This is a genomic window from Streptomyces sp. LZ34, assembly GCF_053890475.1.
On record NZ_CM132680.1, the window covers coordinates 1,005,683 to 1,021,153 of the forward strand.

The window sequence follows — 15,471 nt, forward strand, 5'->3', positions numbered from 1 at the left end:
ACAACCGAAGGGATGAACCGAAGGCATGAACTGGTGAGGGAGAACATGGCGCGGTCACTCGTCCTGCCGGTGGCGCCGACCCGGGGCCGGCTGCGGCCGCTCGGGCTCGACGAGGTCAGGATCACCGGGGGCTTCTGGGCCCGGCGCCGGCAGATCAACGCGACCGCCACACTCGGCCACTGCCGCGACTGGATGGCACGTGTCGGCTGGATCGGCAACTTCCGGGCCGCCGTCGAGGGCCGGATCGAGCGGGACCGGCGCGGCCGCGAGTTCGCCGACTCCGACGTCTACAAACTGCTCGAAGCCATGGCCTGGGAGGCCGCCGGACACAGCGCCGGCACCTCGCTCGACGCGGAGATCGCCGAACTCACCGAGGCCATCGCGCCCGCCCAGGAACCGGACGGCTATCTGAACACCGCCTTCGGCCGCCCCGGGCAGCAGCCCCGGTACAGCGACCTCGAATGGGGCCACGAACTGTACTGCTACGGGCACTTGATCCAGGCCGGGGTGGCCCAGGCCCGGGCCCGGGGCGAGGGTGAGCTGGCGAAGATCGCCCGGCGGGCCGCCGACCACGTCTGCGCCACCTTCGGCCCAGGCGGTATCGAGGGCGTCTGCGGCCATCCGGAGATCGAACCGGCCCTGGTGGAACTGGCCAGGCTGACGGGGGAACAGCGCTACCTCGATCAGGCGGCCCTTTTCGTCGACCGCCGCGGCCACCGCACCCTCGCCGACACCGAGTTCGGCCGCGCCTACTACCAGGACGACCTGCCCGTCCGTCAGGCCACGGTACTGCGCGGCCACGCCGTCCGCGCGCTCTACCTCGCGTCCGGCGCCGTCGACGTGGCCGTGGAGACCGGAGACGACGCCCTGCTGGCCGCGGTCGTACGGCAGTGGGAGCGGGCGGTCGCCCGGCGGACCTATCTGACGGGCGGGATGGGCTCGCACCACCGCGACGAGTCCTTCGGCGACGACTTCGTCCTGCCGCCCGACCGCGCCTACTCGGAGACCTGCGCCGGCGTCGCCTCCGTGATGCTCAGCTGGCGGCTGCTGCTGGCCACCGGCGAGCCGCGGTTCGCCGATCTGGCGGAGCGGACCCTGTTCAACGTGGTCGCGACCTCCCCGTCCGAGGACGGCCGCGCCTTCTTCTACGCCAACACCCTGCACCGGCGCCGCCGGGGCACCGTGCCCGCCGCGGACGCGGACAGCCCGCGCGCCGAGTCGAGCCTGCGCGCACCCTGGTTCGCGGTGTCCTGCTGCCCGACCAACGTGGCGCGGACCCTGGCCCAACTGCCCGCCTATCTGGCGACGGCGGACAACGACGGCGTGCAGCTGCACCAGTACGCCGACGCGGAGATCGCCACGTCCCTCGCCGGCGGCCACGCCGTCGCGCTGCGGGTCCGTACCGACTACCCGTCCGGCGGAGCCGTGACCGTGCGGATCGGCCGGTCCCCGGACCGCCCGTGGACGCTGTCGCTGCGCGTCCCCGGGTGGACGGAGGGCGCCGCCGCGTGGCTGGTCGACCCGGACGGGACACGCCGCTCCGTCCCCCCGGGCACCGCCACGGTCAACCGCCTCTTCCGGCCCGGTGACGAGATACGGCTCGAACTGCCCGTGGCGCCGCGCTGGATCGGGGCCGATCCGCGCGTCGACGCGGTCCGCGGCACGGTGGCCGTCCAGCGCGGGCCGCTGGTGTACTGCGCCGAGTCGGTGGACCTGCCGGACGGACACGAGGCCGACGCCGTACGGGTGGATCCGTCCGTGGAGCCCAAGGACGGGCAAAACCTCGAGGGCACGGCCGGCATGGACGGCACCGTCATCGTGGCCGGAGAGCTGGCCGGACACGCCGAACAGAGCGACGCGCCATGGCCGTACGCACCGCTCGACCGTCCCGCCACCGCGGCCACCGCCGACGGGCGCGCGAAGATCGTCCTGGTGCCCTACCGCTCCTGGGCGAATCGCGGGCCCTCGACGATGCGGGTGTGGCTGCCGACGACGGAAGCTGAATCAGAACCGGGCGACACCGCGACCGCCGCCCCTTCGTGACCGTACGCTCCCCGCTCCCCCTGCACGACCGCCGACGACAGACGACCGATCGATCGGAGTCATGAGCATGTCCCACCCCCCATCCCGCCGTCACGCGCTGAGACTCGCCGCCGGAGCCGCGGCCGCCGCCCCGCTCGCGACCGCCGTTCCGTCGGCGCACGCCGCCGTCCCCGCCACGGCGTCGTCCCGGGTCACCGGCGTGTCGGCACCCGTCCCGGACACCTGGTCCGTACGGCCCTTCCCGCTGGACGGGGTGACCCTCGGCGACGGCGTCTTCCGCCGCAAGCGCGACCTGATGCTCGGCTACGCCCGGTCCTACCCGGCCGACCGCATCCTGGCCGTCTTCCGGGCCAACGCCGGGCTCGACACCCGCGGCGCCCGGCCGCCCGGCGGCTGGGAGACCTCCGACGGCAATCTGCGCGGCCACTACGGCGGCCACTTCCTCACCCTCATCGCCCAGGCCTACGCCGACACCAGGGAGGCCGCGCTCAAGACCAAGCTCGACTACCTGGTCGGTGCGCTCGGCGAGTGCCAGAAGGCCCTGGCCGAACACGGCTCGCCCAAACCCAGTCACCCCGGCTATCTGGCGGCGTACCCGGAGACCCAGTTCATCCTGCTGGAGAGCTACACGACGTACCCCACCATCTGGGCGCCGTACTACACCTGCCACAAGATCATGCGCGGGCTGCTCGACGCGCACACCCTGGGCGGAAACCAGCAGGCCCTTCAGATCGCCTCGGGGATGGGCGACTGGGTGCACAGCCGGCTCGGCCACCTGCCGACGGCCCAGCTGGAGCGCATGTGGTCCATCTACATCGCCGGTGAATACGGCGGGATGAACGAGGTGCTGGCCGACCTGTACGCCCTCACCGGCCGGGCGGAACACCTCGCCGCCGCCCGCTGCTTCGACAACACCGCGCTGCTGAAGGCCTGCGCCGAGGACCGCGACATCCTGGAGGGCAGACACGCCAACCAGCACATCCCGCAGTTCACCGGCTATCTGCGGCTGTTCGACCACACCGCGAAGCAGGAATACTCCACCGCGGCCCGCAACTTCTGGGGCATGGTCACAGGCTCCCGGATGTACAGCCTGGGCGGCACGGGGCAGGGCGAGATGTTCCGCGCCCGAGGCGCCATCGCGGCCACCCTGGACGACAAGAACGCCGAGACCTGCGCGACCTACAACATGCTCAAACTGAGCCGGCAGCTGTTCTTCCATGAGCCGGACCCCGCCTACATGGACTATTACGAGCGGGGCCTGACCAACCACATCCTCGCCTCCCGCCGGGACGCCCCCGCCACCGACAGCCCGGAGGTCACCTACTTCGTCGGGATGGGCCCCGGGGTACGGCGCGAGTACGACAACACCGGCACCTGCTGCGGCGGCACCGGGATGGAGAACCACACCAAGTACCAGGACTCGGTGTACTTCCGCTCCGCCGACGGCGCCGCGCTGTACGTCAACCTCTACCTCGCCTCGACCCTGCGGTGGCCGGAGCGGGGCTTCGTCATCGAGCAGACGAGCGACTACCCGGCCGAGGGCGTCCGCACCCTGACGTTCCGCGAGGGCAGCGGGCAGCTCGACCTGAGACTCCGCGTTCCGGCCTGGGCCACGGCAGGCTTCACCGTCACGGTCAACGGGGTCCGGCAATCGGTCAAGGCCGTGCCCGGCAGCTATCTGAGCCTGAGCAGAACCTGGCGGCCCGGCGACCGGGTCGGCATCTCCGCCCCCTACCGTCTGCGCATCGAAAGGGCCCTGGACGATCCCACCGTCCAGTCGGTGTTCTACGGTCCGGTCCTGCTGACCGCCCAGAGCCAGGAGTCGGCATTCCGCGTGTTCTCCTTCTACAAGAACTTCACGCTCCGGGGCGATCTGGCCGACGCGATCGCGCCCGGGGGCCGGCCGATGTACTTCACCACGCACGGCCTGACCCTCGCACCGTTCCATGTCGGGGACGAGACGCGCTACCACGCCTACTTCAAGCGCTCGGAACCGGTCGTCGTGTTCGGCACGGAGAACTCGGGCGTACCGAACCGCGCCCGTGGCAACGGGCTCACGTTCCTGGACGTGCTCTGGGCGCAGGCACCCTTCACGTCCTCAGGCCTCTTCGTCCAGGCGGTACGCACGCTCGCCGACACATGGCTGTCCGAGGGGCTGTTCAGCCGCGCCGAACGCGACCGTGTCGTGGCCGCCGCGGTCGGGGCGGACCTCAGGCACTGACGTACCCCACCCCCAACCCCCCACCATCCCCCCACAGGAGGACCCCTCATGAGTACCTGGCGCAACAAGGCGGTCGTCGCCGCGCTGGTGGCCGCCGCGCTGGCCGGGCCCGGCGTCGCGCAGGCCGCACCGGCTGCCCCGGCAGCCGCCCAGAAGCAGGTGTCGGCGGCCACTATCACCTGGACGCTCGAACGGGTCAGCAACCCCACCCAGGACCAACAGACGGCCTACAACCTGATCACGGCGGCCATGAACGCCGCGGTGGCCCGGTACAACAACCTCAGCGACCTGGGCAAGAACATCACGGTGCGCTACGACCCCGGTGTGCCCACCGCGGACGGAAACATCAACGGAACCATCCGCTTCGGCAACCGCGCCTATATGACCGAGCGGACCGCCCTGCACGAGATCGCCCACACCATCGGCGTGGGCACCAGCTCGGGCTGGTCCTCCCTCTCCAGCGGTGGCACCTGGCACGGCGCGCAGGCCACTGCGCTCGTCAAGCGGTTCGACGGTTCGGCTGCCACGCTGTCGACCGGTGGCGGACACTTCTGGCCCTACGGCCTGAACTACGAGAACGAGTTCTCGAACACGGCCGCAGACCGCCATGTCCAGATCGTCGTCGCCATGGTGCGCGACGGTCTGTGACTCAGGACACCCCGAGCCGTGGCTCGCGGGTGAGGACGGCCGCCAGTCGGTGCAGGGCGGGGTTCGGGCTGTCCGGGCTCCAACAGGCGTGCAGGGTTACGGAGTGGGCGTCGGCCGGGGCCAGTTCGCGGTACCGGACGCCGTGCACCCCCATCGTCATGATGGAGCGCGGTACCAGCGCGCACCCGAGTCCCGCCCGCACCAGCGCCAGCATCGTCGGTACCTGTGAGGTCAGCTGACTGACCGCATAGCGGTCCACGCCGATCATGGCGGCGCAGATGTCGTGCAGATACCGGGAGCCCTCAGGGCTGTACCCGATGTAGTCGTCGGCGACGTCCGCGAGGCCGACGGGGTCCTCGGCGCGGGCCAGCGCGTGGTCGGCGGGGACGGCGAGCACCAGGTCCTCGGAGTGCACCAGGACCGACTGGTACTGCTCGGGGATCGGCGGCCGGACAAGGCCCATGTCGATCTCCAGGTCGGCCAGCGCCGCGAACTGGTCCGGGCTGACGAGTTCCGTCAGTTCCACGGAGACATCGGGGAGGTGGCGGTTCACGAGATCGAGGACGTCGGCGAGTATCGCGTACGCCCCGATCGCGGTGAACGCCAGCCGCAGGGTCCCCGTCCGGCCCTCGGCGGCGTGGCGGGCGGCGACCGGCGCGGCATCGAGCAGGGCCAGGACCCGGCGACAGTGGTCGAGGAGCGCCTGGCCCGCCGCGGTGACCCGCGTGCCCCGGCCGGTCCGCTCGAACAGCACGACGCCCAGAGTCCGCTCCAGCGCCTGGATCTGGCGGGTCAGCGGTGGCTGGGTCATGTTGAGCCGTGCGGCGGCACGGCCGAAGTGCTGCTCCTCTGCCACGGCGACGAAGCCGCGGAGCTGTTGCAGAGAAAAGTCCATGCCGCCAAGGTATCGACCAAGGGCCGCGAGGCCACAGCGCACAGCGCTGCGGCCTCGCCACGACAGACGTGCTAGACGTGGATCCCGGGGAACGTGAGGACGCCCCGCTGCTGCTCCGCGAAGGCGGCGTACGTCGTCCCGCGCAGTTGCTCGTCCCGTTCGTGCCGCTGCCGCGGGTCCTCCAGTTGCTCCTGTTCGCTCAGCGCGCGGGAGGCGTTGACCATGGCCCGGGTCCGCTCGCGGCGTTGGTCCTCATAGCTGCGCAGACCGGCGGTGAGATCGCCGGACCGGGCCAGTGTGCCGGCCAGGACGACGGCGTCCTCGATGGCCATCGCGGCTCCCTGGGCGAGGCTGGTGAGCATGGGATGCGCGGCGTCTCCGAGGAGGGTGACACGGCCGTCGCCCCAGTGCTCCAGGAACTCACGGTCGCGGGCCGGGATGGCGATGATGTCCTCTTCGGGCGTCACACGGATGGCCGCCTGGACCTCGTCCGCCCAGCCGGCGTACGCGCGCACGATCTCGTCCTTCGTGCCCTGCCAGTCGGCAGCCCGTTCGACGGACATGTTCTTGGTGCCGAACCAGTAGGTCTGTCCGTGGCCCAGGTCCAGCAGTCCGAAGCGCTGCCCGCTTCCCCAGTAGTGGAGGACCGAGCCGGTCGGAAAGTTCGGGTGGCTGAACGGGACGATGGCGAGCCAGCACACATATCCGGCCTCCTGCACCGGTTCCGGACCGGTGATCTGGCGGCGGATGGCGGAGTTGATCCCGTCGGCCCCGATGACGATGTCGCCGTGGGCCTGGCTGCCGTCGGCGAAGCGCACGGTCGCTCCGTCCGGGCGTGTCTCGTAGCCCACGGCGGCGGCGCCGAGGGTGATGGAGGTGTCTCCCACCGCTTCCAGAAGGCCCTGCTGCAAGGCGCTGCGGCTGATGACCACGGTGGGTGGCAGCCCCAGTTCGTCGCTGAGCTCCGGAATGGGAAACCAGGTGATGTGGTTGCCCTCGGCGTCGTTGATGCCGAAACGCTGGAGGACCTGCCCCCGTTTTTCGAGGCCGATGTCGATGCCGAGGGCGTCCAGCGCGGCGCCGCCGTTGCTCAGCACACCCAGGCCGGAACCAGCGGCCTTCAGTTCGGTGGCGCGCTCGTACACTTCGACGTCGATGTCGACCTGGCGCAGAGCGGCGGCCAGCGTGAGGCCGCCGATCCCCGCCCCGATGACCACTGCTTTGGGCCGGTGGGATGTCATAGAACTCAGTTTTCCCTTCGGAGATGGGTTGAGGGGTGCAGGATGTCGGCCACCGTCTTGGCCACGTGGGCGACGCCGGGCTCCTCCATCATGGAGAGGTGGTCGCCGGGAACGCCGATCACCTGGATTCGGCCGGTGGTCACCCGCCGCCAGCCGTTGGTCGGCTCGTCGTGCAGGCTGCCCGCGGCGCCGTGCATGGCCTCGAGGATCGCGGGAAGCGGTTCGTCGGCTCGCAGGAGGATGAGATCCTGGTCGACGGTGCCCGGCCGGTAGTCCATGGTGGCCAGCCAGTTCGCCCGGTAGAGGCGGAAGAGGCGCCGGATGACGGTTCCCGAACTGCCGGCGGGCAGCACGCCCAGGTCGGCGGCGCACCGTGCGATGTGCGCGAACTTCTCGTCCAGCGAGGTGGCGTGCTCGGGCATCTCCTCCAGTGGCGACGCACCGCCGCGTACGGGCCAGAGCAGTTCCCAGAAGAACCAGCCGAGCAGCGCGTCCTCGGTGTACAGCTCGCGCAGCCGGGGGTTCAAGGTGACCGTGTCCAGGATCAGCACATCGGCTTGCTCCCCCTCCGCGCGGAGTCGCAGAGCCATTTCGAAGGCGACGAACCCGCCGAAGGAGTAGCCGCTGATCTTGTACGGGCCTTCGGGCTGGATCCGTTTGACCGCGGCGATGTAGCTGCGGGCCATGTCCGCGATGGTGTCCAGCGGTTCGGTGCCGGGGTCGGCGCCGGCCGCCTGGAGGGCATACAGCGGCTGGTCGGGGTCGAGGTGTTTGGCGAAGGGCAGGAAGCACAGCACGTTGCCCCCCATCGGGTGGACCAGGAAGAGCGGGGTCCGGGTACCCGACGGGTTGAGCGGCACAATCGGGTCGAAGCGGGCCGGTGCCGCCGCGGACCGCAGTCGGTCGGCCATGGCGGCCACGGTCGGCGCGGCGATGAACTCCGACAGCGGGATGACGGTGCCGAAGCGCTGTTCCAGCGTGGCGATCAGCCGCATCGCGGTCAGTGAGGTGCCACCCAGCTCGAACATGCTGTCGTGGATGCCGACTTCGGGCAGATGCAGCAGGTCCGCGAGGATCTCGGCGAGAGCCTTCTCGAGCGGGGTGCGCGGCGGGGTGGTGTCGTGGTCGGCCGGTGCCTCGAGGGGGATGGCCCGCAGGGCGGCGTCATCCCGTTTCCCGCTGGGGGTGGACGGCATGGCGGGGAGCCACTGAACGTAGGACGGCACCATGTAGTCGGGGAGCGTTTCGCGCAGCTTGCCGCGGAGCGCACCGGTGTCCACAGTCGACGGATCGCCGGTGAGAAACGCCACCAGGACCGTGTCCGTGCCGGGGCGGGTGTGGGCGACGACGGCGGCCTCCGCGATGCCGGGGTGGCGGGGGACGAGGTCGCGGATCGCCAGTTCCACCTCGGCCGTCTCGACCCGGAATCCGCGGACCTTGACCTGGGTGTCGGCGCGGCCGGTGCAGACGATCTCGCCGCTCGGCAGGGCGAAACCGAGGTCGCCGGAGCGGTAGAAGCGGCCGGACATGCCGGGCAGCGTGACGAAGCGTTCCTTGGTCAGGTCGTCGCGGCCCAGATATCCGCGCGCGACCGAGGCGCCTCCGAGATACAACTCGCCCGTCACACCCGGCGGCACGGGGCGCAGCCGCGGGTCCGCCAGGACCACCTGGGCGCCGTCGACGGCGGTCCCCACCGGGGGGAGGTCCGGGAAGTCGGCCGGCGGTCCGGTCAGGGTGTGGCGGGTCACCACATGGGTCTCGGTGGGGCCGTATTGGTTCTCCAACACCATTCCGGGCAGGGCCGCGCACAGACGGCGGATCTCGTCGGTGATCCTCAGCTGTTCGCCACTGGAGACGATGACGCGCAGCGCGGCCGGTGTGATGCCCAGCGCCTCGGCGGCCAGCGCCAGTTGCTGGAGGGCTATGGAGGGAACGAAGACACGCTCGACCCGTTCCCGGTGCAACAGGCGCACCAGGGCCGGCATGTCCCTGCGGATTTCCTCCGGAACCAGACGGAGGGTGGCGCCCGCGCACAGGGTGGAGAAGATCTCCTGGAGGGAGACATCGAAGCTCAGCGGCGCGTACTGGAGGGTGAGGCCCTCCGCGGCGCTCTGGGCGCGATTCTGCCAGGAGACGAGGTTGGCCAGCGTGCGGTGGGGAATGTCGACCCCCTTGGGCCGTCCCGTGGAGCCCGAGGTGAACAGGACACAGGCGGTGCCGTCCAGGGCGATCTCCGGCAGGGGCGAGGCGAGGGCGTCCCCGGGGGGCGGTTCGGCGATCTCCTCGAACCGTACGGTCCGCGAGGTCCGGCCGAGGAGGGCGGTGTGCCGGCCGGCGGCGACGATGCGGCAGGGATCCGCCTCTTCGATCATGTAGGAGAGCCGTGTGGCGGGGTATCCGGTGTCCAGGGGCATGACCGCCGCTCCGGCCCGCATGATGCCCAGGATGACCGCGATCACCTCGGGCGACCGGTCGGCCGCGACACCGACGACGGCGCCGGTGCGGACCCCCAGGGCGCGCAGGTTGCGGGCCACGGCCTCGGTCGCCCGGGCGAGCCGCGCGTAGGTCCACCGCTCGTCGTGCGTCGCCAGGGCAAGGGCGTCCGGGGTGCGTACGGCCTGTTCCGCGAAACGGTCCACCACGCTCCGTGCCACGTCCGTGGCCGTGTCCGTGTTCGTGTTCGTGTCCGTGTCCGTGTCCGTGTCGGCGGGAAGCGGCTGTGGCACGGCCGTGAGGAAGTCCCAGCCGGGCTGTTCCAGGGGGTGGTGGACCATATGGTCGAGGACGCGGGTGTAGTAGTCGGCGAAGACACGGACCTGGTCCCGGGTGACCGTCTGTCCGTCGTTGTCGATGCGCAGCCAGATGTCCTGGTCGACGGGGTCCGTCACGGCGTTGACGAGGAGCGTGAAGTTGGTCTCCTCGACGGTGCGCAACTCCGTCAGTTCCAGCCCCGGCTCCTGTAGCGCGTCGGTGAGCTGCTGGAACCGTACGTAGTTGAACACCGTGTCGAACAGCGGTCCCCCGCCGTGCTCCTCCTGGATGGCGCTGATGGGGTAGTGGCGGTGGGGATACGCGCTCTGCTCGCGCCGGAACGCCTCCCGCACCGCCTCCAGCCAGCTGTCCTGGGCCGTGTTCACCCTCATGGGCAGGGTGTTGAGGAACAGTCCGACCATGCGCTCGGCGTGCGGGTGTTCCGGGCGGCTGTGCGCGATGAGACCGGTCATGATGTCGTCGCGCCCGGACAACAGCCGCAGTGTCATGCAGTGGGCGGCGAACAGCACCGACTTCACCGGCAACGCCTGAGCGCGGGCGAAGGTCCGTACGTCGTCGCCGAGCCGGGACGGCAGGGTGAAACGGTGCGACCCGCGCCCGCCCGCGGACGACGGGGGCTGGTGCGGACGGAACGAGCCGATCGACACGGGTTCGCTTCCCTCGAGCTCCCTCCGCCAGTACCGGCGGTCGGCCTCCGACGCCAGAGCTCGGCGTTCGGCCCGCAGGTGCGCGGCGGGCGAGGGCAGACGGACCTCGGGCGCCGGGGTGGGATGCAGGCCCAGGGCATGCCCGTAGTCACGCAGCAGTTCGCCGATGAGGTTGGCGACGCTCGCACCGTCGAACAGGGCGTGGTGGAAACTCAGGACCAGGTCGATCGCGGAGCGGCGGACGTGGACGCGCAGCGAGTACAGGGGGGCGGTGTCGAAGGTGTACTCGTGGTGGCGGCGCTCTTCGATGTGCCGCAGCACCTCCGTTTCCGCGTCGTCGCCGTCACGGGACCGCAGATCGACCACGTCGAGGCCGTCATCCACGGCCGGGTGCACCAGTTGCAGCGGTTCGGTGAACCCGGCCAGGCCGAAGCTGGTACGCAGCGCCGGATGACGCCGTACGAGTCCGCCGAAGGCCGCGCGGAAGTGGTCCTCGTCCCAGTCGCACCGCAGCGTGTAGCGGAACACGTCCTTGTACAGGGACGATCCTCGCTGCTGACGGCTGTGGTAGATCAGGCCGAGTTGCATCCGGGTGAGCGGGTAGGCGTCCGAGGCCGAGCCCAGCCGCGCCCGGTCGATGCCGGAGACCGTCTCGAAGGCCCGCGGTTCACCCTCGAACGAGGAGGGGTCGGGGGCGGAGGGGGATTCGTCGAGGACGGCGCGCGCGGCCAGGCCGGCGACGGTGGAGTGCCGCACGAGATCGGCCAGCGAGAAGCGCAGGCCACGCTGCTCGGCCAGGGCCCGGACCCGGAGCATCTGGAGCGAGTCACCGCCGAGCGCGTAGTAGTCGTCCTCGGCACCCACCGGACCGCACCGCAGGACCTCGGACCACACATCCGACAAGATCTGTTCGGCGGGGGTGAGCGGGCGTGAGGCCGGTGCGCCGCCGCGGGCCACCGGTTCCGGCAGCGCCCGGCGATCCGCCTTGCCGTTGGGCGTCAGCGGAATGCGGTCGAGCCGCATCAACAGTGCCGGGACCATGAACTCCGGCAGCGTGTCGGCGAGGTGACGGCGCACGTCCGCGGCGGCGATCCCGTCCTCCGCGACGTAGTAGCCGACCAGGTGGACACCCCGTTCGTCATCGGCGCGGTCCACCACCAGCGCGTCCCGGATGCCGGGCACGGCGATCAGGGCCCTGCCGACCTCGCCCGGCTCCACCCGGTTCCCGCGGATCTTCACCTGGTCGTCGAGGCGGCCGAGGTATTCGAGAGAGCCGTCGGCGAGCCACCGTACGAGGTCACCGGTGCGGTACAGACTGCCTTCGCCGGTGAACGGATCGGTGGTGAACGGATCGGTGATGAACCGCTCCGCCGTCAGGGCGGGCCGGTTCAGATATCCCGCGGCCACCCCGGCACCGCCGATCCACAGCTCGCCCGGGACACCTCTGGGCTGCGGCTGCCCGTCCTGCCCCACCACATACAGACAGGTGTTGTCGATCGGCCGTCCGATGGGCACACGGCCGACGGGGCGGCCGGGATCCCCGGGGCAGTCGTGGAAGGTCACATCGACGGTTGCCTCGGTCGGGCCGTACAGGTTCACCAGGGCCGGCGCGGCACGTTCCCCGTCGTGGAAGAGCCGGTTGAATCGGTCGACGCGAGCGGCCGGCAGCGCCTCTCCGCTACAGAACACACGGCGCAGCGTCCTTGTCCGGGCCCGCACTTCCGGGGTCTGCTCCGCGGCATCGAGGAAGGCACCGAGCATGGACGGCACGAAGTGTGCGACGGTGACGCGCCGGTCGCGGATGGTCCGGCCGAGCACACGAGGGTCCTTCTCACCGCCCGGCGGCAAAAGGGCCACGCTCGCTCCCTCGACAGCCCACCAGAACAGCTCCCACACGGACACGTCGAAGGACACGGGTGTCTTCTGCAGCAGGACGTCACCCTCGCCGATCGGGTACGCGCGCTGCATCCAGGCCAGCCGGTTGACCACCGAGTGGTGCCGGACCCGCACGCCCTTGGGCTTGCCGGTGGAGCCGGAGGTGTAGATCACATACGCGAGGTCCGAGCCGTCGGCCAGCGGCTCCAGGGGGGAGTCGGCGCCGTGCAGCAGGTCCGGGACCTGGTGCACCGGCACGCCCGCCGCTGCCGAGATCCATGGCATGCACTCGTCCGACGCCAGCACGACGGCCGGGCGGCTGTCATCGAGCAGGAAGCGGATGCGCTCGCGCGGATATCCCGGGTCCACCGGGACATAGGCACCGCCCGCCTTGCCCACGCCCATCAGCGCGACGATCAGGTCGGGGCCGCGCTCCAGCAGGACGGCGACCCGGTCGCCCGGGCCCACGCCGTCCGCTCGCAGTGCCCGGGCGACCTGGTTGGCCCGGGCGTCGAGTTCGGCGTAGGTCAGTACGTCGTCCGGGCCCGGCCCCACCACGGCGATCCGCGCCGGACCGCGGGCGGCCTGCCGCTCGAAGAGCCCGGAGAGGGTGGCGTCCCGCGGATAGGCGACGCGCTCTCCCCGACCGCGCCGGATCAGCTCTTCCCGCTCCGTGGCCGAGAGCATCGGCACCGCGGACACCGGCCCGTCCGCCCTGTCCACGCCCTCTTCGAGCAGGTACTTCAGGTGCCCCGCCATCGCTTCGACCGGGAAGTCGTCGTCGAAGACGTCCGTGGCATAGCCCAGGTCGAAGCGGATCTCCGGCGCGTTGTCGAAGTCGAGCACCACCACCGAGAGGGCATCCTGCTCATGGCAGGGCGATTCCATCGTCGTCTCGAGGTCGATGTCGGGGCCGGGGTCCGGGCGGCCGGCCCGGAGGTAGGACAAGGTGACATCGAACAACTGCCGCTTTCCGCCGTGGAGTTCGGGTAGTCCGCGCACGACGTCTCCCAGAGCCGCCCGCTCGTGCCGGCGCAGCGCACGGGTGTCGATCCGTGTCCGGTCCACGATGTCGCGCAGCGGCCTCCCGTCGTGGGCGGGCAGGTGCAGGGGCAGCGTGTTCGCGAAATGCCCGACCGTATCCATGAATCCGTCCGGCCGGTTGAGGACCGGAACCCCGAGGATCACCTCCTCGCTGCGATGCACCCGCGACAGATAGGCGCCCAGCATGGTGGCGATGTAGGGAAACAGCGGCAGCTGGGCCTTCCGGACGCGTGCCGCCCACGAACGATCCATCGTGAAGGAGAAACGCGCGCCTTCGCGGGGGGCGCTCGCCGGCTTCCTGGGGAACAGCGCGGGGACCGCGCCGGCGAGGGCGGAGCGGTGGGCCTCCAGGTCCGCGGTGTTCTCCTCGGATCCCTGGTATGCGACATCCAGCGCGGAGAACGAACGGTACGAGGGCGCGCTGCTCTCGGTGGCGGGGCCGCCCGCCATTACCGACGCGTAGTCGTCGAGAATCCGGGCGCTCACCTGGTTGAGCGACCAGCCGTCCAGCACCAGGTGGTGCGCGACCAACTGGAGGTGCGTCACGCGGGGGCTCTCCACCAGGAGCGCCGCCCGGACCATGGGCTGATCGCGCAGCGGCATCGGGCGCTGCTGGAAGGCGCGCACCCAGCGGCGGCAGGCCGCCGCCGGGTTGCTATCCCGCGACAGGTCGGTCGCTTCCACGACGGGCGTCCGGGGTTCGACCCACTGAAGAGGTGTCCCGTCCCGCTCGTCGAATCGCAGGCGCAGAGCGTCATGACGCCGCAGGGCTTGCTCGACGCACTGGCGGAGGACACCGAGATTCACGTCCCCGGTGAGCCTCTCATGAAACGAGACATTGTACTGCGGTGATTCCTCGGACTGTGCGGCGGAGACCCAGATGTCGAGTTGATATCGCGTCAAAGGGAAAGGCTCGGGCGAATTCATTGTCACGATCTCCGGGTGAGACGATGGGGGGCCGGCTACCGGTCGGGCGCAAGAACGAGAAGGACCGGACGAAAGAATGAGAAGGGCCGCGGCGAGGGCGCGCTAGTACCAGCGCACCAGTGCCGCGGCGGCGCTCATGCCGCCACCGATGGACGCCAGCAAGAGGTTTTCCCCTCGCTCCAGAGGCCGGTCCCGGTCCGCCGCACACAGCGTGACGGGAATGGAGGCGCCCGCGGTGTTCCCCAGGTGGGGAGCGGTGAGCGGCATGCGCTTCCGGTCAATTCCCGTCATGTCGGCAAAGGACTCCAACAGGCGGGTGTTGGCCTGATGAAAGATGAACCGGTCGATGTCTCCCAGGCCCAACCCGGCGTCGTCCAGGACCTGGTCCACGATCTTGGGCAGAGTCGTTTGCACATACTGCCGGATCGCACGCCCGTCCATCTTCAGAAAATGCTGCCCGGATTGGAGCGCGGCCGGGCCCGGCGGCAGAGCCGTGCCGCCGGCCGGCACCCCGACGAGATGGTGGAGCGCACCATCACTGACCATCCGCATGGCCAGCAGCCCGTACCCCTCCGGCACCGGGCCCAGCAGCACGGCTCCAGCCCCGTCCCCGAAGAGGCTCACGGTGCTCCGGTCGGTCCGGTCCATGATGGTGGAGAACATATCGGCGCCGACCACCAGGACGTGTTCGGTATCCGGCGATGCCGACCGCAGCCCGTCGGCGACGGCCATGCCGTACAGGAATCCACTGCATACCGCATTGACGTCGAACGCCGGCATGACGCGCAGCCCGAGCTTGTGCTGCACGATCGCCGCCGTCGCCGGCTGGGGCACATCGGGCGTACACGTGGCTACGATCAGAGCGTCGGTCAGCTCTGCGGCGCCGTCACACTCGGCAAAGATCTGCCGCACCGCGTGTACCGCGAGGTCCGATGTCGCTGTTCCGGTTCCCGCGTAACGTCTCTCGCGAATTCCCGTGCGTTCGTGGATCCATTCCTCGGACACGCCGGCCCATTCGGCTATCTTGTCGTTCCCGACCACGTGCTCGGGTACATGAGACCCGATGCTGATGATCCCTGTCGGCACAGGAAAGTCCAATTCGTCGATGGAAACAGGAATCGCACTGTTCCTTCAATTTTTTCTCGTCGACAGTCGGCG

General features: G+C 70.3%; 7 protein-coding genes. 3 read left to right on the plus strand and 4 right to left on the minus strand.

The features are described 5' to 3' along the window. Positions 1-12: 12 nt before the first annotated feature. The 3 genes from ACWY4P_RS03205 (at position 13) to ACWY4P_RS03215 (ending at position 4,912) form a co-directional block, all read left to right on the plus strand. Positions 13-2,043, plus strand: a complete 2,031-nt coding sequence (locus ACWY4P_RS03205) for a glycoside hydrolase family 127 protein (RefSeq protein WP_456208558.1) — start codon at positions 13-15, stop codon at positions 2,041-2,043. A 67-nt stretch (positions 2,044-2,110) separates the two neighbouring features. Then, on the plus strand, positions 2,111-4,264 hold the full coding sequence (locus ACWY4P_RS03210) for a glycoside hydrolase family 127 protein (RefSeq protein ID WP_456208559.1): 2,154 nt from the start codon (positions 2,111-2,113) through the stop codon (positions 4,262-4,264). A 48-nt stretch (positions 4,265-4,312) separates the two neighbouring features. Continuing rightward, positions 4,313-4,912, plus strand: a complete 600-nt coding sequence (locus ACWY4P_RS03215) for a hypothetical protein (RefSeq protein WP_456208560.1) — start codon at positions 4,313-4,315, stop codon at positions 4,910-4,912. A gap of 1 nt (position 4,913) precedes the next feature. Here the strand turns inward: ACWY4P_RS03215 and ACWY4P_RS03220 are convergent, their stop codons facing one another. The 4 genes from ACWY4P_RS03220 to ACWY4P_RS03235 all read right to left on the minus strand — a co-directional run bounded on the left by ACWY4P_RS03220 (position 4,914) and on the right by ACWY4P_RS03235 (position 15,411). After that, positions 4,914-5,807: a LysR substrate-binding domain-containing protein gene (locus tag ACWY4P_RS03220; RefSeq protein WP_456208561.1), complete on the minus strand. Its 894-nt coding sequence runs from the start codon at positions 5,805-5,807 to the stop codon at positions 4,914-4,916. A 71-nt stretch (positions 5,808-5,878) separates the two neighbouring features. Then, positions 5,879-7,048, minus strand: a complete 1,170-nt coding sequence (locus ACWY4P_RS03225; RefSeq protein WP_456208562.1) for an FAD-dependent monooxygenase — start codon at positions 7,046-7,048, stop codon at positions 5,879-5,881. Between the two features lie 5 nt (positions 7,049-7,053). Further along, positions 7,054-14,313 carry an amino acid adenylation domain-containing protein gene (locus tag ACWY4P_RS03230; RefSeq protein WP_456208563.1) on the minus strand — a complete coding sequence of 2,420 codons (7,260 nt, stop codon included), beginning with the start codon at positions 14,311-14,313 and terminating at the stop codon, positions 7,054-7,056. A gap of 102 nt (positions 14,314-14,415) precedes the next feature. Further along, the gene (locus ACWY4P_RS03235; RefSeq protein WP_456208564.1) at positions 14,416-15,411 is read right to left on the minus strand and encodes a 3-oxoacyl-ACP synthase III family protein; all 996 of its coding nucleotides are present in this window, start codon (positions 15,409-15,411) and stop codon (positions 14,416-14,418) included. Positions 15,412-15,471 lie beyond the last annotated feature (60 nt).

Bases quoted from the DNA above. Each gene is read 5' to 3' on its own strand.
- ACWY4P_RS03215 (WP_456208560.1), top strand. From the start codon at position 4,313: ATGAGTACCTGGCGCAACAAGGCGGTCGTCGCCGCGCTGGTGGCCGCC.
- ACWY4P_RS03225 (WP_456208562.1), bottom strand. From the start codon at position 7,048: ATGACATCCCACCGGCCCAAAGCAGTGGTCATCGGGGCGGGGATCGGC.
- ACWY4P_RS03220 (WP_456208561.1), bottom strand. From the start codon at position 5,807: ATGGACTTTTCTCTGCAACAGCTCCGCGGCTTCGTCGCCGTGGCAGAG.
- ACWY4P_RS03210 (WP_456208559.1), top strand. From the start codon at position 2,111: ATGTCCCACCCCCCATCCCGCCGTCACGCGCTGAGACTCGCCGCCGGA.
- ACWY4P_RS03230 (WP_456208563.1), bottom strand. From the start codon at position 14,313: ATGAATTCGCCCGAGCCTTTCCCTTTGACGCGATATCAACTCGACATC.
- ACWY4P_RS03205 (WP_456208558.1), top strand. From the start codon at position 13: ATGAACCGAAGGCATGAACTGGTGAGGGAGAACATGGCGCGGTCACTC.